A 24,059-nucleotide genomic window follows, 5' to 3' on the forward strand; every position below is an offset into this window, starting at 1 on the left:
ATCGCCGTGAACAGCGCACCGATCAGCAGCATCAGCAGATAGATTTTCATGGTGTTCTCCGCTGGCCCATTGCAGCCTCTCAACGGAGTTTCCGCAAAACACGTTCCGGGCCCTTCCAATGACAGTCGCGTGATAAGAAATGGTTAATCAGAGGTAACGGCATGGCCGAACAATTGAACGATCGTGAGAGTTCCGGCCTGGCCGACAAGCTCATGCAATATCTGCCGGCGCGCTTCCGTCCCGGCACGGCCGTGGTGCCGGTGGTGCGGCTGTCCGGCGTGATCGGCGCGGTGACGCCGCTGCGCCCGGGCATGACGCTCGCGACCGTTGCGCGGGTGCTGGAGCGGGCGTTTTCGATGCGCAACGCCAAGGCGGTGGCGCTGGTGATCAACTCGCCCGGCGGCTCGCCGGTGCAGTCGCGCCAGATCTATCTGCGCATCAAGCAGCTCGCGGCGGAGAAGAAGCTGCCGGTGCTGGTGTTCGTCGAGGACGTCGCCGCATCCGGCGGCTACATGATCGCCTGCGCCGGCGACGAGATCATCTGCGATCCGTCCTCGATCCTCGGCTCGATCGGCGTGGTCGGCGGCAGCTTTGGTTTCCAGGAAGCGATCAGGCGGCTCGGCATCGAGCGGCGCCTCTACACCGCCGGCGTGCACAAGGCGATGCTCGATCCGTTCCTCCCCGAGAATCCCGACGACGTCGCCAAGCTGAAGGCGCTCCAGCGCGAGATCCACCGGATCTTCATCGCGCTGGTGAAGGAGAGCCGCGGCGCGCGGTTGAAGGGCGACGACGACACCCTGTTCACGGGCGAATACTGGGCTGGTGAAAGCTCAATCGCGCTGGGGCTCGCCGACAGCATCGGCGATCTCCGCTCAACTCTTCGTGCCCGCTTTGGTGAGAAGGTTCTCACGCCCGTGATTGCCCAGCCGACCGGTCTGCTTTCCAGTCTATTGGGCCGGAAATCGCCGGGCGCCGGGCAGCTTTCGGCCATGGAATCAGTGGCTGGCCTGCCGGACGATCTGATCTCGGCTGTCGAGACACGGGCGATCTGGGCGAAATTCGGGTTCTAGACCGAGGCCGCCCGCGCCATTTCGCCCGGGGCGTGCCGATTGCGGCGCGGCCCGGTCTGCGCAAGAATGCGCGTGGGGGCTGAGCATTGTGAACAAGGAACGACCAATGCCGCCGTTCGTCGCATTCGCGGGCGTCCTGGGCGGGCTTGCCGTGGTCCGCTGGACCTACAAGACCGCTGTCAGGATCAACCGGGAGCTGGAGGAGATGCGCCTCTCGCGCGTCGCCGAGGCCGCCCATAGAGGGGCCGTCCAGACGCTGAAGCAGGACCCCGTCACCGGAGCCTACCGGCCGGGTTAGCTCTTTTCTCCACGGTCTCGGTGCACTCCCTCTCCCGCTTGCGGGGGAGGGTCGGGGAGGGGGTCTCTCCACAAGCGACACCGCCCGTGAGGATAAAGCCCTCACCCGGCGCTCTCGGGACGATGCTTCGCATCGTCGGCGAGCGCCGACCTCTCCCGCTTCCGGGGGAGGTTAAGAACCCAGCCTGCCTTGATTCCCACCCCTGCCGTCGATACGGTCCCGCGCGATTCAAACCCCCGCGAGAGCCTGATCTGACGATGGACGCCTCATTGCCCGCCCATATGCGCCCGGAACGCTCGTTCCAGGGTTTTATCCTCGCGCTCCAGCGGTTCTGGGCCGAGCAGGGCTGCGTGATCCTGCAGCCCTACGACATGGAGATGGGTGCGGGCACCTTCCATCCGGCCACCACGCTGCGCGCGCTCGGGCCAAAGCCCTGGAACGCGGCCTATGTGCAGCCCTCGCGCCGGCCCAAGGACGGCCGCTACGGCGAGAATCCGAACCGGATGCAGCACTACTACCAGTTCCAGGTGATCATGAAGCCGTCGCCTCCGAACCTTCAGGAGCTGTACCTGAAGTCGCTTGCCGCGATCGGCATCGATTCCGCCGTGCACGACATCCGCTTCGTCGAGGACGATTGGGAGAGCCCGACGCTGGGCGCCTGGGGCCTCGGCTGGGAGTGCTGGTGCGACGGCATGGAAGTGAGCCAGTTCACGTATTTCCAGCAGGTCGCGGGTGTCGAATGCGCGCCGGTCGCGGGCGAGCTCACCTACGGGCTCGAACGCCTCGCGATGTATGTGCAGGGCGTCGACCGCGTCTACGACCTCAACTTCAACGGCCGCGATGGTGACGCCAAGGTCACCTATGGCGACGTCTTCCTGCAGGCCGAGCGGGAATATTCGAAGCACAATTTCGAAGTCGCCGACACCGCGATGCTGTTCGAGCAATTCAAGATGGCCGAGACTGCCTGCAGGAAATATCTCGACGCCGGTTGGAAGGATAGCAAGCGCGAGGCGCATCTGATGGCGCTGCCGGCCTATGACCAGTGCATCAAGGCGAGCCATGTCTTCAACCTGCTCGACGCGCGCGGCGTGATCTCGGTGACCGAGCGGCAGAGCTACATTCTTCGCGTGCGCGAGCTGGCCAAGGCCTGCGGCGAGGCCTGGATCCATACTGAAGCGGGCGGAGCGGCCTGATGCCCGATCTTTTGCTTGAACTGTTCTCGGAAGAAATCCCCGCGCGCATGCAGGCCAAGGCGGCTGACGATCTGCGCCGCATGGTCACCGACAAGCTCGTCGCCGAAGGCCTCGTCTATGAGGGCGCGAAGGCGTTCGCGACGCCGCGCCGCCTCGCGCTCACCGTGCACGGCATCCCTGCGCGCCAGCCTGATTTGAAGACCGAACGCCGTGGACCGAAAATGGGCGCGGCCGATGCGGCCGTGCAGGGTTTTCTGAAAGCGACGGGTTTGACGTCGCTGGACGAAGCCAAGATCCAGCGCGACCCGAAGGGCGATTTCTACATCGCGCTAATCGAAAAGCCCGGCCGCGATGCCATCGACGTGCTCGCGGAAATCCTCCCCGTGATCATCCGCACCTTCCCCTGGCCGAAATCGATGCGCTGGGGCGCGCGCTCCGGAAAACCGGGGTCGCTGAGCTGGGTGCGCCCGCTGCATGCGATCACCGCGACCTTCGGGCCCGAGACCGAAGAGCCCGATGTCGTCAAATTCTCAGTGGACGGCATTGAGACCGGCCAGACCACCTACGGTCATCGCTTCATGGCGCCTGACGCGATAAGCGTGCGCCGGTTCGAGGACTACGAAGCCAAGCTGAAGGCTGCAAAGGTCATCCTCGATCCGCAGGCCCGCAACGACATCATCTTTGCGGACGCCAAGGAGCTGACATTCGCGCAAGGGTTCGAACTCGTCGAAGATCAGGTGCTGCTGGACGAAGTATCCGGTCTGGTTGAATGGCCGGTCGTCATGATGGGATCGTTCGAAGCGGAATATCTCGCGATCCCCGAAGAGGTGATCCGCGCCACCATCCGCAACAACCAGAAGTGCTTCGTCGTCAAGGATTCCAAGACCGGCAAGCTGACCAATAAGTTTGTCCTCACCGCCAATATCGAGGCGGCCGACGGCGGCAAGACCATCGTCGCCGGCAACGAACGCGTGATCCGCCCGCGGCTGTCGGATGCGAAATTCTTCTATGAGACTGACCTGAAGACGAAGCTCGAGGATCGCCTGCCGAAGTTCGAGCAAATCGTGTTTCACGAGAAGCTTGGAACGCAGGCCGCGCGCATCAAGCGGATTGAACGCCTCGCCGCCGAGATCGCCCCACTGGTCGGCGCCGATGTCGCGAAGGCAACGCGCGCCGCGCATCTGGCGAAGGCGGATTTGCTGACCGAAGTCGTCGGCGAATTCCCCGAGGTGCAGGGCCTGATGGGCAAGTACTACGCGCTGGCCCAAGGCGAGGACGCTTCCGTCGCCGCCGCCTGCGAGGAGCACTACAAGCCGCAAGGCCCTGCTGATCGCGTGCCGACCGATCCGGTCAGCGTCGCAGTGGCGCTCGCCGACAAGCTCGACACGCTCGTTGGCTTCTGGGCCATCGATGAGAAGCCGACGGGGAGCAAGGACCCGTATGCGCTGCGTCGCGCGGCCCTGGGCGTGATCAGGCTGATCGCCGAGAACGCACTGCGTCTGTCGCTCATGAAGGTGGCGGCGTCCGCACTCGCCGGCTTGTCCGTGAAGCCTGCCGATGCGCAGAAGCTTCCGAGCGACCTGTTGGCTTTCTTCGCCGACCGCTTGAAGGTCCAGCTCCGCGAACAGGGCGCGCGTCACGATCTCGTCGACGCCGTGTTCGCGCTCGGTGGCCAGGACGATCTCCTGATGATCGTTCGCCGCGTCGAGGCGCTGGGCAAATTCCTCGAGTCCGACGACGGCAAGAACCTGCTCGCCGGTATCAAGCGCGCCAGCAATATTCTCGGCATCGAGGAGAAGAAGGACAAGCGCAGCTTCGACGGTGCGCCGGATGCTGCGCTTTACAGCCTCGACGAGGAAAAGGCGTTGGCGAAGGCAATCGGCGAGGTGCAGGCGGAAGCCAGTGCTGCCGTCGCCAAGGAAGATTTTGCCGCTGCGATGAGTGCGATGGCAAAGCTGCGGCCGCCGGTCGATGCGTTCTTCGAGAAAGTTCGGGTCAACGACGACGATGCGAAGGTGCGCGAGAACCGCCTCAAGCTGCTGAACGAAATCCGCAGCGCCACGCGTGCGGTGGCGGATTTCTCGAAGATCCAGGATTGATCTCGTGCCCCGGACGCAGCGCAGCGCATCTTTGCGGTGCGCTGCAGAGCCGGGGCGCGTACCGCGGGGACTTGGAGCTTCTGGGTCCCGGGTCAGCTTCGCTTGCCCGGGACACGAGAGCACGCACACGAGATGCACAAAAAAGCCCCGCCCGGCGGGGGGAAGACCGGGCAGGGCCTGATGTCCGATTACACTGTTCGCGTCAGCCTGATTGATGTGACGCGGCGGACATCTAGTTGATCCTTGAAAGCGCTAGTCCATCACCTCGACGATGCGCCGCGAGCGCGGCTCGACCAGCACGGTCTCGCCGTTCACGACGGTGTAGCGATAGGTGGTGGCGCCAAAACGTTGCGGCACGTCATAATAGGTGACGCCGCTTTCGGGTAAGGTGGCACCGACCACCACGCGATCGGGGATACGGAAAGCCGGCACACGTTGTTCGACGACATAGTCGCGGAAAGCCGGCCGCTGTTCGACCGGAATGGTCGGGCCGCTGTCGACGACGACGGGTGCGCGTCCCACCGTGCCGCTTTGCGCCTGCGCCGCAAGGGGCGAGCCGATCGCGGCCGCGAGCGCTGCAAGAGCAAGAATCCTGTTCCGCATGTGCAACTCCTTCGAGAAGGTTTTCGGGAAGCGCCAGCGGCGCAACCGGTTGCCAATGCGCGCGTCTTCGCGATGTTCCGGAAAACACCTGCCGCATTCGCGGCATTTTCGGGCAGTTTTCGCGGAGCCGGGAACTCCCACGTCCCCTGTGCGTCTCTACCCGCGGAACCCGGTCCGCTATGATCCGGCCGCGATTCGCCCCACCCACGGAAAGACAATTCATGCACATCACCGTCGCCCACATCTCGCCAATCCTGTCGCTGCTTGCGGGCGTGCTCATCCTGATCATGCCGCGCCTCCTGAACCTGATCGTCGCGATTTTTCTCATCATAAATGGTGCGATCGGGCTCGGATTGTTGAAGTGGCTCCATCTCTAGGCCTTCATTCTCCGGAACTCTTCGACTTGCGCGGGCCTGCCCAAAGTGGTGTAAGGCGCGCCATTACCCATTCCTCTCGCAGGTTGTGTGCAAGCTATGGCCAAAGCCGCCTCGAAAATCCCAGCGAAATCAAAGTCCTCCGCCAAGGCGAAATCCGCGCCGGTGGCCCGCAAGGCACTTGCCAAGAGCGCCCCGAAGCCAGTGGCCAAGGCCGCTGCGAAACCCGCTGCCAAGCCGGCTGTGAAGCCTGCCGCCAAGACCGTTTCCAAGACTGTTTCCAAGCGTGCTTCAAAGGCACCGACCAAACCGGTTGCGCCGAAGGTCGCCGTGAAGCCCGCGCCGAGCAAGGCTGCGCCGGCCAAGGCAGCGCCTGTTACGGCCAAGGCCGGCAAGTGGGTCTATACGTTCGGGGACGGCAAGGCCGAAGGCAAAGCGGAGATGCGCGACCTGCTCGGCGGCAAGGGCGCCAACCTCGCCGAGATGGCCAATCTCGGCCTGCCGGTGCCTCCGGGCTTCACCATCCCGACCTCGGTCTGCACCTATTTCTACGCGCACGACAAATCCTACCCGAAGGAATTGCAGTCGCAGGTTGAGAAGGCGCTCGCGCATGTCGGCAAGTTGACCGGCAAGAGCTTCGGCGATTCCAGGAACCCGCTGCTCGTTTCGGTTCGCTCCGGCGGCCGCGCCTCGATGCCGGGCATGATGGACACCGTGCTCAACCTCGGCCTCAACGACGAGACCGTGGAGGCGCTGTCGGAACTGTCGGGCGACCGCCGCTTCGCCTATGACAGCTATCGCCGCTTCATCACCATGTATTCGGACGTGGTGCTCGGCTTCGAGCATCATCATTTCGAGGAAATCCTCGACACCTTCAAGGACGGCCAGGGCTACACGCTCGACACCGACCTCACCGCCGAGGACTGGGTCGATCTGGTCGGCAAATACAAGGACGCAGTCGCGCGCGAGACCGGCAAGGATTTTCCGCAGGATCCGCACGACCAGCTCTGGGGCGCGATCGGCGCGGTGTTTTCTTCCTGGATGAACGCGCGCGCGGTGACCTACCGCAAGCTGCACGACATTCCGGAATCCTGGGGCACCGCGGTCAACGTGCAGGCCATGGTGTTCGGCAACATGGGCGAGACCTCGGCGACCGGCGTTGCCTTCACCCGCAACCCGTCGACCGGCGAGAGCAAGCTCTACGGCGAGTTCCTGATCAACGCGCAAGGTGAGGACGTGGTGGCGGGCATCCGCACGCCGCACGACATCACCGAGGAAGCGCGAAAGGACTCCGGCTCCGACAAGGCGTCGATGGAATCGGCGATGCCGGAGGCCTTCAAGGAGCTGACGCGGATCTACACGCAGCTCGAGAAGCACTACCGCGACATGCAGGACATGGAGTTCACGGTCGAGCAGGGCAAGCTCTGGATGCTCCAGACCCGCGGCGGCAAGCGCACTGCGAAAGCGGCGCTGCGCATCGCTGTCGAGCTCGCCAATGAAGGCCTGATCACCAAGAAGGAAGCGGTGACACGGGTCGACCCCGCCTCGCTCGACCAGCTGCTGCATCCGACCATCGATCCCAACGCCAAGCGCGACGTGATCGCGACCGGCCTGCCGGCCTCGCCGGGTGCGGCTTCCGGCGAGATCGTGTTCTCCTCGGACGAGGCGGCCAAGCTTCAGGCCGACGGACGCAAGGTGATTCTGGTCCGCATCGAGACCAGCCCCGAAGACATCCACGGCATGCATGCCGCCGAAGGCATCCTGACGACCCGCGGCGGCATGACCTCGCATGCTGCGGTGGTCGCGCGCGGCATGGGCAAGCCCTGCGTCTCCGGCTGTGGCACCATCCGCGTCGATTACGGCCGCGGCACCATGAGCATCGGCTCGCGTACCTACAAGACCGGCGACGTCATCACCATCGACGGCTCGCTCGGCCAGGTGCTCGCCGGCCGCATGCCGATGATCGAGCCGGAGCTGTCCGGCGAGTTCGGCACGCTGATGAAGTGGGCCGACCAAGTCCGCAAGCTCGGCGTGCGCGTCAACGCCGACACGCCGGAGGACGCGCACACAGCGATCAAGTTCGGCGCGGAAGGCATCGGCCTCTGCCGTACCGAGCACATGTTCTTCGAGGAGACGCGCATCCGCACGGTGCGCGAGATGATCCTCTCCGAGGACGAGCAGTCGCGCCGTGCCGCGCTGGCGAAACTGCTGCCGATGCAGCGCGCCGACTTCGTCGAGCTGTTCGAGATCATGAAGGGCCTGCCCGTCACGATCCGCTTGCTTGATCCGCCGCTGCACGAGTTCCTGCCGCACACCCATGCCGAGGTCGAGGAAGTGGCGCGCGCCATGAACACCGACCCGCGGCGCCTGGCCGACCGCGCGCGCGAGCTGTCGGAGTTCAATCCGATGCTCGGCTTCCGCGGCTGTCGTATCGCGATCGCCTATCCCGAGATCGCCGAAATGCAGGCGCGCGCGATCTTCGAGGCGGCGGTCGAGGCCGAGAAGCGCACCGGCAAGGCCGTCGGCCTCGAGGTGATGGTGCCGCTGATTGCCACCAAGATGGAGCTCGATCTCGTCAAGGCGCGGATCGATTCCACCGCGAAGGCGGTGATGCGCGACACCAACACCAAGCTGACCTATCAGGTCGGTACCATGATCGAGTTGCCGCGCGCCTGCCTGCTCGCGGGCGAGATCGCGGAGAGTGCCGAGTTCTTCTCGTTCGGCACCAACGACCTCACGCAGACGACGTACGGCATCAGCCGTGACGACGCGGCGAGCTTCCTCGGTCCGTACGTGACGAAGGGCATCCTGTTGGTCGATCCCTTTGTGGCGCTCGACCAGGAAGGCGTCGGCGAGCTCGTCAAGATTGGCGTCGCGCGCGGCCGCAAGACGCGCGCCTCGCTCAAGGTCGGAATCTGCGGTGAGCACGGCGGCGATCCGGCCTCAGTCGCCTTCTGCCACGCGATCGGCCTCGACTACGTCTCCTGCTCGCCCTACCGGGTCCCGATCGCTCGCCTCGCCGCGGCGCAAGCCGCGCTCGGCAAGGCGGTCGCGAGCCAGGCGTAAATCGAAGAGTTGAATATTGACAGCGAAGGAGGCGGGGGCAAAACCCCGCCTCTTTCATTTGAAGCACAACGTCGGGGAGGGAACCGCGCGCCTTGCGTAAGGATACGTGCGCGCAAGAGTTCCTTCACCATTCGCGTTGACCAATTGTTTACCTCGTCGCGTGAGGCCGCATTTACCAATGCGCATCGTCGCCCCGTGAAAACACCTGAGATCGCTTGCGTGTGCCGCATGCGCAACGTCGATTAACGCCCCGGCAACCTAAATTAGATACTCACGATAAAGATCGAATTGCACGGATGTACTGCTGCTCGATTTTTCTAGCGTAAGCGTAGCGTGAGCGTAGCGATGTTTTTGTTGCGTAACCATCCGAAGGGCGCGCGGTTCGCGTCCTTCGGCATCGGTCTCTGCATCTTCGCATTGATGCCGAGAGAGACCGGCTATCAGGACATTGCCTCGCTGCTGGCGCGCCAACCCGGCGTCGCTGAGCGCTGGCAAAAGCAGGTGTTCTCTGCTGCATCCTCCATACAGCTCGCCACCTACAGTTTTTCACGGCCGATCGGCACTTCGGTTCCGCAGAGCACGATGGTTCGCCTCGCAAGCCTCGATGGCCGCGACGTCACCGGCGCGATCAACCGCAACCCGGCGCTTCAGGCGCCGCCCCGCTACCAAGCCTCTGATTTTCCCAAGGTCGATCGCTCCATGAAGGGTGATCGTCTCGCAATGATCACACCGACGCAGGCTCCCGAGGCGAGCGCGCCGACGGCAGCGCCCGCGCAGGAAGATCCCGCGACCTCGAACAGCTCGGTGTTCGGCGCCAAGACCGTCGCGCTGCCACAAGCGATGTCGCCGGAGTCCGCGGCCGCGCTCGATCCCGAGCTCGCGGAAGCACTGCGTGCGCCGCCGCTGCCGCAATACACCAATGCGCCACGAGCCAGTGACGCTGCGCGCTCGCTCGCGCTCCAGCCGCTCGAAGCGCTGAAGCAGGCCAACATTCCGGCTGCACCGCCGCGCGATCCATTCCGCGTCAAGACATCGAACCTGTTCTTCGGCAGCTCCTCGCTCGGCGGCAATGTCGAGAGCATCGAGAGCTGGCAGCCCGGTGCCGAGCCGCTGATCGTGATGCCCGACCCTGATATGAAGGTGACGGCCTCGTTGACGCCGCCGACGGAGGAGATTGCGAAGGACATCGAGAGCGGCGAGAGCGTCGCGCCGAAGGGCGAGGTCAACGTCGACAACCAGCGCGCCAGATCGCCGGCGGAGCGGCTCGCACTCGACGACAAGTCGCGCGCGAAGTCCGAGAAGTGCCTCGCGGAGGCTGTCTACTTTGAATCGCGAGGCGAGGCCGTGCGCGGCCAGATGGCGGTTGCGCAGGTGGTGATGAACCGCGTGTTCTCCGGCAAATATCCAGATACCGTGTGCGGCGCGGTCTATCAGAACAAGCATCGCCATCTCGCCTGCCAGTTCACCTTCGCCTGCGACAACAACGCCGACGTGATCCGCGAGCCCGAGATGTGGGAGCGTGCGAAGAAGATATCGAAGGCGATGCTCGACGGCCAGATCTGGCTGCCCGAAGTCGGCAAGTCCACGCACTACCACGCCTATTGGGTGCGTCCGTCCTGGGTCGCCGAGATGAAGAAGATGTACAAGACCGGCGTCCACACCTTCTATCGGCCGCGCGCCTGGGGCGACGGCAGCGAGGAGCCGAGCTGGGGCACCCCGGCGCAAACCGCCGCGCTCTCCGCCGAGCTCACCCAGGAAGCCAAGAGCTCCGCCGAGATGGGCGCGACCGAGCGGCGGTAGCCGCTAAGCTTCGATGTCCAACGCGCAATCGAAATTCGGCGCCGAATGCGTCAACGCGCCTGCCGACGCGTAATCAACGCCGGTCGCTGCGATCGCAGCGATCGAATCCAGCGTGACGCCGCCGGAGGCCTCCAGTTTGAGGCGCCCCTCGTTGAGCCTGACCGCATCGCGCAGCGTCGCATTGTCCATGTTGTCGAGCAGGACGGCATCGGCGAGGCCGGTGTCAAGTACCTCGCGCAGCTGCGACAGCGTATCGACCTCGATCTCGACCTTGACGAGATGGCCGGCATGGGCGCGGGCGCGCTCGAGCACGGGGCGGATGCCGCCGGCGACCGCGATGTGATTGTCCTTGATCAGGATCGCATCATCGAGGCCGAAGCGGTGATTGAAGCCGCCGCCGCAGCGCACCGCATATTTCTCCAGTGCCCGCAATCCCGGCGTGGTCTTTCGCGTGCAGCAGATCCGCATCCTGGTGCCTTCGATGCGCGCAACGTAGTCCGCCGTGAGCGTCGCAACACCCGACAGGCGGCCGACGAAATTCAGCGCGGTCCGCTCCGCCGTGAGAATGGCGCGTGCCGGCCCCGAGATCGTCAGTACCTGCTGGCCGCGGGCGACGCGCGCGGCGTCGCGAACATGTGCGCGCACCTCGATGTCGGGTGAAAGTTTTTGCAAGGTTGCGAGCGCCAGCGGCAATCCCGCGATCACGCCGGACTGGCGCGCGACCAGGATCGCCTGCGCCTTGGTTGCTTCGGGAATCGTCGCCAGCGAGGTGATGTCGCCGGCGCGGCCGAGATCCTCGCCGAGCGCGCGCTGCACGGCCTCGTCGATCGCGAGCGGGGAGAGGAAGGCGTCGGGATAGAGCAGAGAAGTCGGGGTGATCATGGGGTTTCCTTCAGGCGATTATAGGTTGCGCGGTGCGTGAGAGCGGACGTTCGGTCAAGCTGTCCGCGACCTCGCGTGTCGCCGAGAGCGTGGTCATGGTGCGTCGTGCCAGCGCAGGTGCATCGGCCGGATGGTCGGACCGGAAATGCGCGCCGCGGCTTTCGCGCCGGTTCCAGGCGGAGGCCGCCACAAGCAGGGCTGCCGTTGCCATGTTGCAGACTGCGATGCTCGTGGCCTCGCGTTCGAGCGTGGCGAAGCTGCGAACCGCTTCCGCGAGCCCGTCGCCGTCGCGGATCACGCCGACATGCGCGCTCATCATCGTCCGCAGCCGCTTCACCGCCGCAGCATCCGGCGCGCCGCCGCGCGGCGTCACCACGTCCGAAAGACGGGCAGGCGAGGGGATCGTGCGCCCGGCGATGTCGTCGGCGATGCGCGCGGCGTAGACCACGGCCTCCAACAGCGAATTCGAGGCGAGGCGATTGGCACCATGCGCGCCGGTGGACGACACTTCGCCGCCGGCCCAGAGCCCGTCGATCGAGCTGCGGCCGCGATCGTCCACCGCGATGCCACCCATGTGATAGTGCGCCGCCGGTGCGATAGGGATGGCCTGCGTGGCGGGATCGATGCCGGCGGCGATGCAGCTCGCATGCACCGTTGGAAATCTTTCGGCGAAGCGCGCGCCCAGCGCTCGCCGCGCATCGAGGAAGGCGCCGCGCCCGCCCGCGATCTCCGCGAATACGCCGCGAGCCACGATGTCGCGCGGTGCGAGCTCGGCAAGCGGATGGCGCGCGGCCATGAAACGCTCGCCATGGCCGTTGATCAGCGTCGCGCCTTCGCCGCGCAGAGCTTCAGTCGCGAGCGGCGCCGGATCGCGTCCGGCCATGATGGCGGTCGGGTGGAATTGCACGAACTCGGGATCTGCAATCACCGCGCCCGCGCGCGCGGCGATCGCAAGACCGGATCCGCTGGCCTCGTGCGGATTGGTGGTGGCGGCATAGAGATGTCCGATGCCGCCGGTGGCGAGCACCACCGTGCGCGCGGCGAGCAGGACCGGCTGGGCGGCGAAATTGCCGGCTTCGCGCAATTGAAGGCCGGTGACGGCGCCATGCTCCGTCAACAATGCTTCGGCGACGAGACCTTCGATCAGTCGGATCGACGGCGTGCGCCGCACGGCATCGCTCAGCGCCGCAATGATGGCCGCCCCCGCACCATCGCCTCGCACGTGCACGATGCGCCGCGCGGAGTGTGCGGCTTCGCGCCCGACTGCGAGCTTGCCTTCGAGATCGCGGTCGAACGGCACGCCATAGGCGAGAAGATCGTGAATCCGCGGCGCGGCCTCGCGCGCGATCCCCAGTGCCACCGCTTTGTCGACGAGGCCGCCGCCGACCGCAATCGTATCCGCAGCATGTGCTTCCGGCGTATCGCCTTCGGCCACTGCCGCCGCGATGCCGCCTTGCGCCCATGCGGACGACGCGCCCTGTCCCAGCGGCGCGGCCGAGATCAATGTCACCGGTCGCGGCGCGAGTTTTAGCGCGCAGAACAATCCGGCAAGCCCGCCACCGACGATGACGACGTCGTCGGAACGGGTGAGGTTATGGATGTTATCTTGCATGTCGTGCTCTCAATTCTTCAGATTGATCATCCGCTCGACCGAACGCCTTGCGCGTTCCGCGAGCGCGGGATCGATCGTCACCTCCTCGCGGAGCGTCAGCAGGCTCTCCAGAATGTTGGCGAGCGTGATGCGCTTCATGTGCGGGCAGATATTGCAGGGGCGCAGCATCTCCACATCGGGGAGCTCGGCGCGCACATTGTCGGCCATCGAGCATTCCGTGATCATCACCAGCCGCCTCGGCCGCTTTTCGCGCACCCAGTTGATCATATGCGCGGTCGAGCCCGTGAAGTCGGCCTCAGCCAGCACGTCCGGCGGGCATTCGGGATGCGCGATGATTTGCACGGAGGGATCGGCCTCGCGGTAACTGCGCAGCTCCGCGCCCGTAAAGCGCTCGTGCACCTCGCAGGCGCCCTTCCAGGCGATGATCTTCACGTCGGTCTTCGAAGCCACGTAGGTGGCGAGATAGCGATCGGGCAGGAAGATCACGCTTGGCACGCCCAGGCTCTCGACCACCTGCACTGCGTTCGACGAGGTGCAGCAGATGTCGACTTCGGCCTTCACCTCCGCGGAGGTGTTGACATAGGCAACGACAGGCACGCCGGGAAATTTTTCGCGCAGCAGGCGAACGTCCGCGCCGGTGATGCTGGCGGCGAGCGAGCAGCCGGCGCGCGTATCAGGGATCAGCACCATCTTGTCCGGATTGAGCAGCTTCGCCGTCTCCGCCATGAAGTGCACGCCGCACTGGACGATGATGTCGGCTTTCACCTTGGTGGCTTCGACCGCGAGCTGGAGTGAATCGCCGCCGATGTCGGCGACGCAGTGGAAGATCTCCGGCGCCTGGTAATTGTGCGCGAGGATCACCGCGCCCCGCGCGCGCTTCAGCTCGTTGATCGCCTTGATGGTCGGCGCCATCAGCGGCCACTCGATTGGCGGGATCACGTGCTTGACGCGCTCATAGAGCGGCGCGGTGGCGCGCTCGACCTCCGGCGTCCATTCCAGCGAAGGCATCGGCAGCGGAGGTCCAGTTCGCGCCGGCGCTGCCCGGGGCGAGGTGGTGACCTGGCCCTGCGGCCGGTTGGCAAAGTCGTCGGGGCCGTAAATTCCAGTTAGCGGCATCGAAGCCTCCCGTGCATGTCATTTATACTCAGTATGAGTATATATAGAGCCCGAGAAATCCGGCCGAGAGGCCGGGTGGAGCATCCGATATGCTCAGTCTGAGTAAATCGAAGATAACACGTCGTGGAGAGGGTCGCTAGGTCCCGCCGCACACATTCTCGTCAAGGCGTGGCGCGTCTCGCCCAAGAGGTCTCGGCGAACGCAATGCTCCCGCGTCAGCCCTTCGTGGAACGCAATCATTTTTGACTTGGGATTTTCATGCATCTGCATTAAACGCCTCTCTCGCGGCTGACTATTCCGGATCCGCCAACAACAGACGAGGAACACCATGTCGACGCAGATGGGCAAGCTCGGTCCGGTTTCGCGTTCCTCCTCCTGGCGCACGCCGGCGATTATCATTCTCTGCGGTTGTGCAATCGGCATGCTCGGCTTCGGCCCGCGCTCGGCGCTGGGCTTCTTCGTGCAGCCGATGAGCCACGACTTCGCCTGGGGCCGCGACGTGTTCGGCCTCGCCATCGCTTTTCAGAATTTGCTGTGGGGACTGGGCCAGCCCGTCGCCGGCGCAGTCGCCGATCGCTTCGGCCTGTTCCGGGTGATGTGCGTCGGCGCTCTGCTCTATGCCGGCGGCCTGCTCCTGATGCGCTATTCCTCGACGCCGCTGTCGCTCAACATCGGTGCGGGCGTCATGGTTGGCTTCGGCCTTGCCGGCTGCTCGTTCAATCTGGTGCTGTCGGCGTTCACCAAGCTGCTGCCGGCGGAAAAGCGCGGCCTTGCGCTTGGCGCCGGCACCGCGGCGGGCTCGTTCGGGCAGTTTCTGTTCGCACCGATCGGCGTGGCGCTGATCGACAATTTCGGCTGGCAGCAGGCGCTCACCGTGTTCAGCTTCCTGATGCTGCTGATCATCCCGCTGTCGCTGGCGCTCTCGACTCCACCGGTCGCAAGCACCGCCACCGCGGCGCCAGCGGACGAGCAGACCTTCACCAAAGCACTTGCGGAGGCCTTCGGCCATCGCTCCTACGTGCTGCTGGTGCTCGGCTTCTTCACCTGCGGCTTCCAGCTCGCCTTCATCACCGTGCATCTGCCGGCCTTCCTGGTCGATAGCGGCATCTCCACGCAAACCGGCGGCTGGGTGATCGCGGCGATCGGCCTGTTCAACATCATGGGATCGCTGAGCGTCGGCTATCTCCAGAACTCACTACCCAAGCGCTACATCCTCTCGACCATCTATTTTACCCGCGCGCTTGCGACGCTTGCCTTCATCTCGTTCCCGATCACGCCGTTCTCGGCGATCGCGTTCGGTGCGGTCTCGGGCCTGACGTGGCTGTCGACGGTGCCGCCGACCTCGGCGCTGGTCGCATTGATGTTCGGCACGCGCTGGTTCGCCACCCTCTATGGCTTTGCCTTCGTCAGCCATCAGGTCGGCGGCTTCCTCGGCGTCTGGCTCGGCGGCATCGTATTCGAGCGGTTCGGTTCCTACACGCCGATCTGGTGGCTCTCGATCCTGTTTGGCGTGCTCTCCGCGCTGATCAATCTTCCGATCGTGGAGAAACCTGTCGTCCGAGCGGTTGCGCAGCCTGCCTGATCGGCTAAACATCCCTGAAACAAGTCAGGGAGTTTTGCTATGGCCAATTTCAAGGCGATCCGGATCGACAAAGCGGACAAGGGCACCACCGCGCAGCTCACGCAGTTCGACGAAGCAGAGCTGATGGAGGGCGACGTCACCGTTCGCGTGGAATGGTCGACGCTCAACTATAAGGACGGCCTCGCGCTCACCGGCAAGGCGCCGGTGGTGCGCCGCTTCCCGATGATCGCCGGCATCGATTTCGCCGGCACGGTCGAGCAGTCCTCGCATCCGCAGTGGAAGGCGGGCGACAAGGTCGTCTGTACCGGCTGGGGCATGGGCGAGACCCATCTCGGCGCCTATGCCGAGAAGGCGCGGGTGAAGGGCGACTGGCTGGTCGCCTTGCCGCAGGGCCTGTCGGCGCGCGACGCCATGGCGATCGGCACCGCCGGCTTCACCGCGATGCTGTCCGTGCTGGCGCTGGAGAAGCACGGGCTGTCGCCGAAGAGTGGTCCGGTCGTGGTGACGGGCGCGGCCGGCGGCGTCGGCTCGGTTGCGACCGCCGTGCTCTCGAAGCTCGGTTATCACATCATCGCGTCCACCGGCCGTGCGTCCGAAGCCGACTATCTGAAGGAGATCGGCGCAACTGAGGTGATCGACCGCATCGAATTGTCGGCAGCGGCCAAGCCCATTGGCAAGGAACGCTGGGCTGGTGGCGTCGACAGTGTCGGCTCGACCACGCTCGCGAATCTGCTGTCGATGACGAAGTACGGCGGCGCGATTGCGGCGTGCGGCCTGGCTGCCGGCATGGACCTGCCGTCGTCTGTCGCACCCTTCATTTTGCGCGGGGTGTGCCTTCTCGGCATCGATTCCGTGATGTGCCCGATCGAGCCGCGGAAAGCCGCCTGGCAACGCCTGGCGTCCGATCTGGATCGGACAAAACTAGCTGAAATCACTCACGAAATTCCGCTTTCCGAAGTTTCCGAGTGGGGCGCGAAAATCCTGGCCGGCCAGGTCCGCGGTCGCATCGTGGTAAAAATTGTCTAACGACGTTCAGACTTTACCAACCAAGCTGCTTCAATGTCGCCATGGTTAGTATGGTAAGCAGCAGGTAAAGGGACAAGGCATAGCCCGCTGCGGGGTTGGTTCGGAGTTGAGCATGCTTGCGCGTATTGTGTTGGGGGCTGTCACGGCGGCCGTGACGTTTGCGCCGGCCATTGCCGGTGGCATGAATGCCGACGAGGCGCGCCGCTTCGTCGCCGGCAAGGTGTTTGCGTTCACCTGTTTTGACGGCACCCGCGGCGCAGGCCGCATCCTGGACGACCTCGGCGCCGCCGGCGCCGTGCAGTTCTCGGGCGCAGGTCCGGTGAAGCATCTCCGCCTGCCCGGCAACACGCTTCAGATCCGCGGCCAGAACGTCTGCGCCTCGATCAAGGGCATTCCGTTCGAGCCCTGTTTCAACCTTGAAAAGACCGACGATCGCAGTTTCCGCGGCTCGGTGTCGGGGATGGGCTTCGCCTATTGCGACTTCCATCACCAGGGCGGCAACCAAATGCTGATGGCGCGCGCCGCGGCGCGGCCGCGCTCGCTGCGCACCTCGGAACACACGGGTTCGGTCGGTGCATCCAACACCGAAGTCGCCGCGCGCGTCGAGAGCAGCCGGCTCGAGCCGGTGAAGCCGGAAGCCAAATCAGAGCCCGCCAAGAACGACGCCCCGCTGGAGCTGCGCCGCTCGACCCAGTGAGTTTGCTGCGCGGGACAGTCCGCGCACTTTGTCGTTGAGAGCCGCCGTCGAACACGAAGCCGCCGCGCCGTAGTCATACGGGCGGCGGCTTTTATGCGTTGGTAGCTGTTCGCGCCCCAATTTGCCTACGGCCGGGGGGCGCGGCCCGATAAAAGGGTTCGACGATGTCGCTGTATTTCTTCCGTATCAGCACGGGCCGCTATTCCGGCGCTGCCGACCAGCCATACGAGTTCGAGGATCGTGCCGCGGCCTGGACCGAGATGACCGAGGTCTGCGCCAATTTGCTCGGCGGCATCTCGCGCAGCCTGAAGCCGAACGCCGAGTGGCGCATGGAGCTGCTCGACGAGAACAAGAAGCCGGTGTTTCGTATCAGTCTCGTCGGTGAGAGCCATCCGCTTCCCAACCGCATCGACTGACCTGCGGGGCGAGCGGGTGACCATCGCGGCGGTTTGTCCCCGACACCGTGCGCGCCGCCTGCGGCATCGCGCGCAGATGCAAGCCGAACGCGAAATCCGCTCCGTCAGCGATGACGCGCTCACGCAAGTGATCGACGTTAACGCACGTGACCTCCGTAAATTCGCGAAGCATGTTTCGATTGCGCGGAATGGTTGCGATAATCCTGCAATTGGAGCTGCATATTCAGTATTTCTACCCAAGCGGTGTCGCCTCCCGCTTAACGTTAATGGAAAGCTCGCAGACTAGTCTCCCACGCTATTCACGCGCTTCGTCGCGGCGACAATGCGTATCCCGGGGATTTTTCGATGATGTTCATTCAGAACCTGCGAATCGGCACCAAGCTCGCCATCACCTCGGCGCTGACCCTCGCGCTCGTCGCGCTGATGATCCTGCTCCAGATGAGCGGAGGCGCCGAGGTCCAGAAGCTCAGCAATGGCGCATCGGGACAGCAGGCGGTCGCGCAAAACGCCGCGGAAGCGAAGGCGTCGGTGCGGGGAATGCAGATCGGCATTCGCGACATCCTGACGTCCGGCTCGCCGACCGAGATGCAGAAGGCCACCAGCTATTTCAACGACCGGCAGACCGCGGCCCTGAAGTTCTCCGGTGAAATGGCAAGGCTCTCGCAATCGCCGGAGAACCACAAGCGTATCGACCGCCTGACCGTGTTGATCGGCAATTTCCAGAAGGGCGCGCAGCAGATCGAGGGGATCCACAAGCAGGAGCTCGCGCTTGAGTCAAAGAAGGACGGCGAAGCGGCGACGCAATTGGCAAAGCTGACTGCTGAGGTCGACCAGATCCGCAAGGAAGTGCTGGCTCCGATCAACGCGGAAATATCGGAACTCGCCGACCAGATCACGAATTTCGCCAAGCAGAAAAGTACAGAGGCGCGCACGGCGGCGGAAGCAGAGGCTGCGTCCGTTGCGCGGACGTCGTTCATCGCCGCTGTGGTGGTCGCGGTCGTCCTGATCGGCGCCTGCGTTTTCTCGATCTTCAGCATTGCCCGTCCCATGCGCGCCCTGACTGCCGCGATGGAGAAGCTCGCCGGCGGCGACTTTGCCGTGGTGCTACCTGGCCTCGGCCGCAAGGACGAGGTCGGCGGCGTTGCCGGCGCGGTCAAAAAATTCAAGACCGTATCCGAGCAGAAAGCGCGCGAGGAAGCGGAAGCCAAGATGCGGCAGGACCAGATGGCGGCCGAGCAGCGCAAGGCCGAGATGCGCAAGCTTGCCGACAGTTTCGAAGGCGCCGTCGGCGAGATCGTCGGAACGGTGTCGTCGGCCTCGACCGAGCTCGAAGCGTCCGCCACGACGCTGACCTCGACCGCCGAGCGCACGCAACGGCTCACGACCGTGGTTGCGGCAGCCTCGGAGGAAGCCTCGACCAACGTGCAGTCGGTGGCGTCGGCAACGGAAGAGCTGTCGTCTTCGATTACGGAGATCAGCCGGCAAGTCCAGGAATCCGCGCGTGTGGCAAGCGAGGCGGTCGGCCAGGCGCGCACCACGACCGAGCGCGTCAGCGAACTGTCCAAGGCCGCGACGCGGATCGGCGACGTGGTCGAGCTGATCAACACCATCGCCGGCCAGACCAACCTGCTGGCGCTCAATGCGACCATCGAGGCGGCACGTGCCGGCGAGGCCGGCCGCGGCTTTGCCGTGGTCGCTTCCGAGGTCAAGGCGCTGGCCGAGCAGACCGCGAAGGCGACCGGCGAGATTGGCCAGCAGATCGCCGGCATCCAGACCGCGACCGAGCATTCGGTCGGCGCCATCAGGGACATCAGCGACACCATCGAAAAGCTGTCGGAGATTTCCTCGGCCATCGCGGCGGCAGTCGAGGAACAGGGCGCGGCGACGCAGGAGATTTCCCGCAACGTGCAGCAGGCGGCGGAAGGCACCCATCAAGTCTCGTCCAACATCACCGACGTGCAGCGCGGCGCGAGCGAGACCGGTTCGGCATCGTCGCAGGTGCTGGCAGCCGCACAGTCATTGTCCGGCGACAGCAACCGGCTCAAGCTCGAGGTCGGCAAGTTCCTCGACACCGTCCGCGCAGCTTGACGGGGCATGTCCTGAGAGAACTGCAACCGCCGCGCGTACAAGCGCGGCGTTTGCGCGCGGGCACATTGCGGCGCCGTGCCGAAGACCGCGCAGGGTTAACCTTCCGGAAAACCGATGCAGTCATGATCCCCGCAATATTCCGGGCGCTGAGTCGCCCTCCTTGTATTGCGTATCGACGTATTGGAGCACACTCATGAGCGGCCTTTCCATCCGTCTCACTCACAAGGTCATGGCCATCGGACTCTTCGGCCTGGTCGGTCTCGCCGCCTTCGGCGCAATCTACCAGATCGGCAGCCTCTCCCAGGACGCCTCCCGGGCCGTCGCCAACCGTGCTCGTGCGATCGCCGATCTGAACAAGCAGCTCTCGATCGAGATGCTGGAGGCGCGGCGCAACGAGAAGAACTTTCAGCAGCGCCGAAACGAGAGCTACGCCAAGGCGCATGCCGAGCTGATAGGCCCGATCAACCGCGATTTCGACGAGGTCGAGCGGCTGATGACGGCCGGCGGCATGAGTACGCTCTCAGAGAGGATGAAGGAAGCGCAGGGCGGCTTCAAGCGCTATGCGTCGGACTTCAATGCGCTGGTCGGCGCCGAGACCCGGCTCGGCCTGAACGAGACCCTGGGCCTGTCCGGCTCGCTCCGCGCCGCGGTGCACGACATCGAGGCCAAGCTCAAGGAGATCGACGATCCGCGGACCACGAGCTGGATGCTGATGATGCGCCGGCACGAGAAGGACTTCATGCTGCGGCGCGACCCAAAATACATTGTCGAGATGAAGAAGGCCGCAGCCGAATTCTCCAAGGCGATAGAGCTCGTCGCAATCCCTACGGAGGCGATGAACGAGGTCACGGCCGAGCTGCAGAAATATCAGTCCGAGTTCGCGTCCTGGGCGGAGACGGCGCAGCAAACCGCGGCACTCGACGCCAGCATGATGAAGACGTTCCGTGGGTTAGAACCGGGTATGATCGAGGTGCGCAACACAGTCGAAGACCTGTATAAGCAGGCCGAGGCGGCGGAAGCTGCGACCCGCGATTCCGTACGCCTGTGGATGGCCGTCGCCTTCGGCGTCACCGTTGTGGTACTCGCCGCGGTCGGCTTCCTCCTGGGACGCTCGATCTCGAGAGCGCTTGCCGGCATGGTCGGTGCGATGACGCGGCTTGCGCGCGGCGAGCTTTCGACTTCCGTTCCCGGCATCGGGCGCAGGGACGAGATCGGTGAGATGGCTGGTGCCGTCGAGGTGTTCAGGACCAACATGGCGGAGACCGAGCGGCTGCGCACTGAGCAGGTCGCAGCCGATGTGCGCGGTCGCCAGCAGCGCAAGGCCGACATGCAGGAGCTCGCCGACAATTTCGAAGGCGCGGTCGGCGAGATCATCGAGACCGTGTCGTCGGCGGCAACCGAGCTTGAGGCATCCTCGAACACGCTGACGCAGGCCGCCGAGCGCGGCAGCGGGCTTGCCACCGTCGTGGCGGCGGCCTCCGAAGAGGCCTCCGCCAACGTACAGTCGGTGTCTTCCGCAAGCGAGGAAATGACCTCCTCGATCTCCGAGATCAGCCGTCAGGTGCAGGAATCGGCGCGTGTCGCCGACGTCGCCGTCGAGCAGGCCCAGCGCACCAATGGGCGCGTCGCCGAGCTGACCAAGGCCGCCTCCCGCATTGGCGACGTGGTCGAGTTGATCAACACCATCGCCAGCCAGACCAATCTGCTGGCGCTCAACGCGACGATCGAGGCGGCACGGGCGGGCGAAGCCGGCAAGGGCTTTGCCGTGGTCGCAACCGAGGTGAAGGCGCTCGCCGAGCAGACTGCGAAAGCCACCGGCGAAATCAGCCAGCACATCGGTGCCATCCAGACCGCGACGCAAGACTCAGTCGGTGCGATCAAGGAGATCGGCGACACCATCGCGCGGATGTCGGAAATCTCGTCGGCCATCGCCGCCGCGGTCGAGGAGCAGGGCGCCGCCACGCAGGAGATCTCCCGCAACATTCAGCACGCCGCGCACGGCACCTCCCAAGTCTCGGCGAATATCGGCGACGTCCAGCGCGGCGCAGGCGAAACCGGCGCTGCCTCGGCGCAGGTGCATTCGGCCGCGCAATCGCTGTCGCAGGAGAGCAACCGGCTGAAGAGCGAGGTCGCGCGCTTCCTGGAGTCGGTGCGGGCTGCATGACGGCGGCCACTTCGGTTGAATGTTGCGACGCAAGCGTAGCGCTGCGCGTCGCAGCATGAGGCGCCGTTGCAGTTGCAACAGATGGTTGCAGGAGAAATAGTGACGGTTAGGCCCATCCCGTAGTTTTACGTAGGCTCCTGTTAACGGCTGTTTGCAACTATGGGAGCAATCTCACGGGATAAGAACCAGCCAGCATTGTTGAACTGACCTCCGTCTCGCCACCGTCGTGGCGATTACGGCAGGTGATCTGCGCGTTGCTAGGTATCATCGGGATTTGTCGTGATGTCGAAATTGTCGATCGTCTTCAAGCTTTTGGCCGTGCTGTCTGTCCTGGTTCTTTCGCTCGCCGGTGTCGGCGTGACGGCGATCGGCACCATGCAGAACATCAATTCCCATACGGTCGAGATCGCGGAGAGCTGGCTGCCCGGCGTGCGCGCGCTCGGCTCGCTTCGCGCCGACATCAACGAGCTGCGCGTCGCGCTCCGCCTGCATCTGATGCAGGACACCATTGAGGGCAAGGACGCCGCCGAGAAGCGCCTCGCCTCGCTGCAGGCACGCATCGACCAGACGCGCAAGGTCTACGAGCCGCTGATCACCACCGCGGAGGAGCGCTCGCTCTATGGACAATGGAGCAAGGCGTGGGCCGAGTATCTGAACGGCGTGCAGGACGTGATGGCGCTGTCGCGCAAGGGCGTTGGCCATTTCCCGACTGATGCCAACGAGTTGTTGCAGACCAAGGTGGCGAAGATGGCCCAGGCTGCAGATCCGCTGCTCCAAAAGGGCATCGAGCTCAACAACCGGGGCGCCGAGCTGGAGACGAAGCAGGCGGCCGACAGTTATGCCATGATCTTCCGCGTGCTGGTCGGCATCATCGTGCTCTCGGTCGTGATCGCGATCGGCGCCGCCTATTATCTCGTGCGCGACGTTTCCCGTGGCATCGCTTCAATCATCCGCCCGATGCAGTCGCTCGGCGAAGGCGACCTTTCGGCCGAGGTGCCGCATCGCGGCGAGCGGACCGAGATCGGCTCGATGGCGGATGCGCTCCAGATCTTCAAGGAGGCGCTGATCGCCAAGAAGGCCGCCGACGAGGCCGCTGCGCACGACGCCGAAGCCAAGATCGAGCGCGGCCGCCGCGTCGACGCCATCACCCGCAAATTCGAAGCCATGATCGGCGAGGTCGTCGGCACCGTCTCCTCCGCCTCGACCGAACTCGAGGCCTCCGCGTCGACGCTGACCAACACCGCGCAGCGCGGACAGGAACTCGCGACCGTCGTCGCAGCCGCGTCCGAGGAAGCCTCCACCAACGTGCAGGCGGTGGCATCCGCTTCGGAGGAGCTGTCGTCCTCCATCACCGAGATCAGCCGTCGCGTGCAGGATTCGGCACGGATGGCAGCGGAAGCCGTCGAACAGGCGACGCGGACCAACGACCGCGTCAACGCGCTGTCGCAGGCGGCGTCCCGTATCGGGGACGTCGTCGAGCTCATCAACACCATCGCGGGCCAGACCAATTTGCTGGCGCTGAACGCGACCATCGAGGCCGCGCGTGCCGGCGAGGCTGGCCGCGGCTTCGCGGTCGTGGCCTCCGAAGTCAAGGCGCTGGCCGAGCAGACCGCGAAAGCAACCGGTGAGATCGGGGCGCAGGTCTCCGGCATCCAGGCGGCGACGCAGGAATCGGTCAGTGCCATCCAGGAGATCGGCGGCACCATCGAGCGGCTGTCCGAGGTGGCGGCCGCCATCGCTGCCGCCGTCGAGCAGCAGGGCGCGGCCACGCAGGAAATCTCGCGTAACGTGCAGCAGGCCTCGGCGGGCACGCAGGAGGTCTCGTCGAACATCACCGACGTGCAGCGCGGTGCGATCGAGACCGGCGAGGCTTCGAACGAGGTGCTGTCGGCGGCGAAATCGCTGGCGACCGACAGCACGCGGCTCAAGGTCGAGGTCGCGCAGTTCCTGGAATCGGTCCGCGCGGCCTGATC

The 24,059-nt window shown here is 64.8% G+C and carries 18 protein-coding genes; 14 read left to right on the plus strand and 4 right to left on the minus strand.

Features of this window, described 5'->3' with window-relative positions; all coding sequences use genetic code 11:
• Positions 1-161 precede the first annotated feature (161 nt).
• The 4 genes from IVB27_RS01615 (at position 162) to glyS (ending at position 4,660) form a co-directional block, all read left to right on the plus strand.
• Entirely contained in the window at positions 162-1,070 is a 909-nt protein-coding gene (locus IVB27_RS01615) for a S49 family peptidase (RefSeq protein ID WP_247440848.1), read from the plus strand.
• 106 nt (positions 1,071-1,176) lie between these two features.
• Positions 1,177-1,368 carry a hypothetical protein gene (locus IVB27_RS01620; protein ID WP_247440924.1) on the plus strand — a complete coding sequence of 64 codons (192 nt, stop codon included), beginning with the start codon at positions 1,177-1,179 and terminating at the stop codon, positions 1,366-1,368.
• A 257-nt stretch (positions 1,369-1,625) separates the two neighbouring features.
• Complete coding sequence (locus IVB27_RS01625; protein WP_247340297.1) at positions 1,626-2,561, plus strand: glycine--tRNA ligase subunit alpha; 936 nt, start codon at positions 1,626-1,628, stop codon at positions 2,559-2,561.
• Complete coding sequence (gene glyS / locus IVB27_RS01630; RefSeq protein WP_247440850.1) at positions 2,561-4,660, plus strand: glycine--tRNA ligase subunit beta; 2,100 nt, start codon at positions 2,561-2,563, stop codon at positions 4,658-4,660. The genes IVB27_RS01625 and glyS overlap by 1 nt, the downstream gene beginning before the upstream one ends.
• 252 nt (positions 4,661-4,912) lie before the next feature.
• On the opposite strand, the gene IVB27_RS01635 is transcribed toward glyS, so the two are convergent.
• Positions 4,913-5,263: a DUF1236 domain-containing protein gene (locus tag IVB27_RS01635; RefSeq protein ID WP_247340295.1), complete on the minus strand. Its 351-nt coding sequence runs from the start codon at positions 5,261-5,263 to the stop codon at positions 4,913-4,915.
• A gap of 221 nt (positions 5,264-5,484) precedes the next feature.
• Between IVB27_RS01635 and IVB27_RS01640 the strand changes: the two genes are divergently transcribed.
• The 3 genes from IVB27_RS01640 to IVB27_RS01650 all read left to right on the plus strand — a co-directional run bounded on the left by IVB27_RS01640 (position 5,485) and on the right by IVB27_RS01650 (position 10,503).
• The gene (locus IVB27_RS01640; protein WP_007594951.1) at positions 5,485-5,640 is read left to right on the plus strand and encodes a DUF3096 domain-containing protein; all 156 of its coding nucleotides are present in this window, start codon (positions 5,485-5,487) and stop codon (positions 5,638-5,640) included.
• Between the two features lie 96 nt (positions 5,641-5,736).
• Positions 5,737-8,703 (plus strand): pyruvate, phosphate dikinase, encoded by a 2,967-nt coding sequence (ppdK, locus tag IVB27_RS01645; RefSeq protein ID WP_247440851.1) that lies wholly within the window; start codon positions 5,737-5,739, stop codon positions 8,701-8,703.
• A gap of 345 nt (positions 8,704-9,048) precedes the next feature.
• Positions 9,049-10,503, plus strand: a complete 1,455-nt coding sequence (locus IVB27_RS01650; RefSeq protein WP_247440853.1) for a cell wall hydrolase — start codon at positions 9,049-9,051, stop codon at positions 10,501-10,503.
• A gap of 3 nt (positions 10,504-10,506) precedes the next feature.
• Here the strand turns inward: IVB27_RS01650 and nadC are convergent, their stop codons facing one another.
• The 3 genes from nadC to nadA are packed head-to-tail and all read right to left on the minus strand — an operon-like array spanning position 10,507 to position 14,113.
• Positions 10,507-11,385 carry a carboxylating nicotinate-nucleotide diphosphorylase gene (nadC, locus tag IVB27_RS01655; RefSeq protein WP_247440854.1) on the minus strand — a complete coding sequence of 293 codons (879 nt, stop codon included), beginning with the start codon at positions 11,383-11,385 and terminating at the stop codon, positions 10,507-10,509.
• A gap of 10 nt (positions 11,386-11,395) precedes the next feature.
• Positions 11,396-12,997 (minus strand): L-aspartate oxidase, encoded by a 1,602-nt coding sequence (locus tag IVB27_RS01660; protein ID WP_247440856.1) that lies wholly within the window; start codon positions 12,995-12,997, stop codon positions 11,396-11,398.
• Between the two features lie 9 nt (positions 12,998-13,006).
• Entirely contained in the window at positions 13,007-14,113 is a 1,107-nt protein-coding gene (nadA, locus tag IVB27_RS01665) for a quinolinate synthase NadA (RefSeq protein ID WP_247440857.1), read from the minus strand.
• Positions 14,114-14,441: 328 nt separating this feature from the next.
• On the opposite strand from nadA, the gene IVB27_RS01670 reads away from it, so the two are divergent.
• The 7 genes from IVB27_RS01670 to IVB27_RS01700 all read left to right on the plus strand — a co-directional run bounded on the left by IVB27_RS01670 (position 14,442) and on the right by IVB27_RS01700 (position 24,057).
• Positions 14,442-15,695 carry an MFS transporter gene (locus IVB27_RS01670; protein WP_247440859.1) on the plus strand — a complete coding sequence of 418 codons (1,254 nt, stop codon included), beginning with the start codon at positions 14,442-14,444 and terminating at the stop codon, positions 15,693-15,695.
• 39 nt (positions 15,696-15,734) lie between these two features.
• Entirely contained in the window at positions 15,735-16,721 is a 987-nt protein-coding gene (gene acuI, locus IVB27_RS01675; RefSeq protein WP_247440861.1) for an acrylyl-CoA reductase (NADPH), read from the plus strand.
• Positions 16,722-16,833: 112 nt separating this feature from the next.
• Complete coding sequence (locus tag IVB27_RS01680; protein WP_247440863.1) at positions 16,834-17,418, plus strand: hypothetical protein; 585 nt, start codon at positions 16,834-16,836, stop codon at positions 17,416-17,418.
• A 164-nt stretch (positions 17,419-17,582) separates the two neighbouring features.
• Positions 17,583-17,834 (plus strand): DUF6894 family protein, encoded by a 252-nt coding sequence (locus IVB27_RS01685; RefSeq protein ID WP_247340271.1) that lies wholly within the window; start codon positions 17,583-17,585, stop codon positions 17,832-17,834.
• Positions 17,835-18,179: 345 nt separating this feature from the next.
• On the plus strand, positions 18,180-19,922 hold the full coding sequence (locus IVB27_RS01690; protein ID WP_247440865.1) for a methyl-accepting chemotaxis protein: 1,743 nt from the start codon (positions 18,180-18,182) through the stop codon (positions 19,920-19,922).
• Between the two features lie 193 nt (positions 19,923-20,115).
• On the plus strand, positions 20,116-22,086 hold the full coding sequence (locus tag IVB27_RS01695; protein WP_247440866.1) for a methyl-accepting chemotaxis protein: 1,971 nt from the start codon (positions 20,116-20,118) through the stop codon (positions 22,084-22,086).
• Between the two features lie 282 nt (positions 22,087-22,368).
• Positions 22,369-24,057: a methyl-accepting chemotaxis protein gene (locus IVB27_RS01700; protein ID WP_247440868.1), complete on the plus strand. Its 1,689-nt coding sequence runs from the start codon at positions 22,369-22,371 to the stop codon at positions 24,055-24,057.
• Positions 24,058-24,059: the final 2 nt, after the last annotated feature.

The organism is Bradyrhizobium sp. 197, from assembly GCF_023073375.1.
Lineage (GTDB): Bacteria > Pseudomonadota > Alphaproteobacteria > Rhizobiales > Xanthobacteraceae > Bradyrhizobium.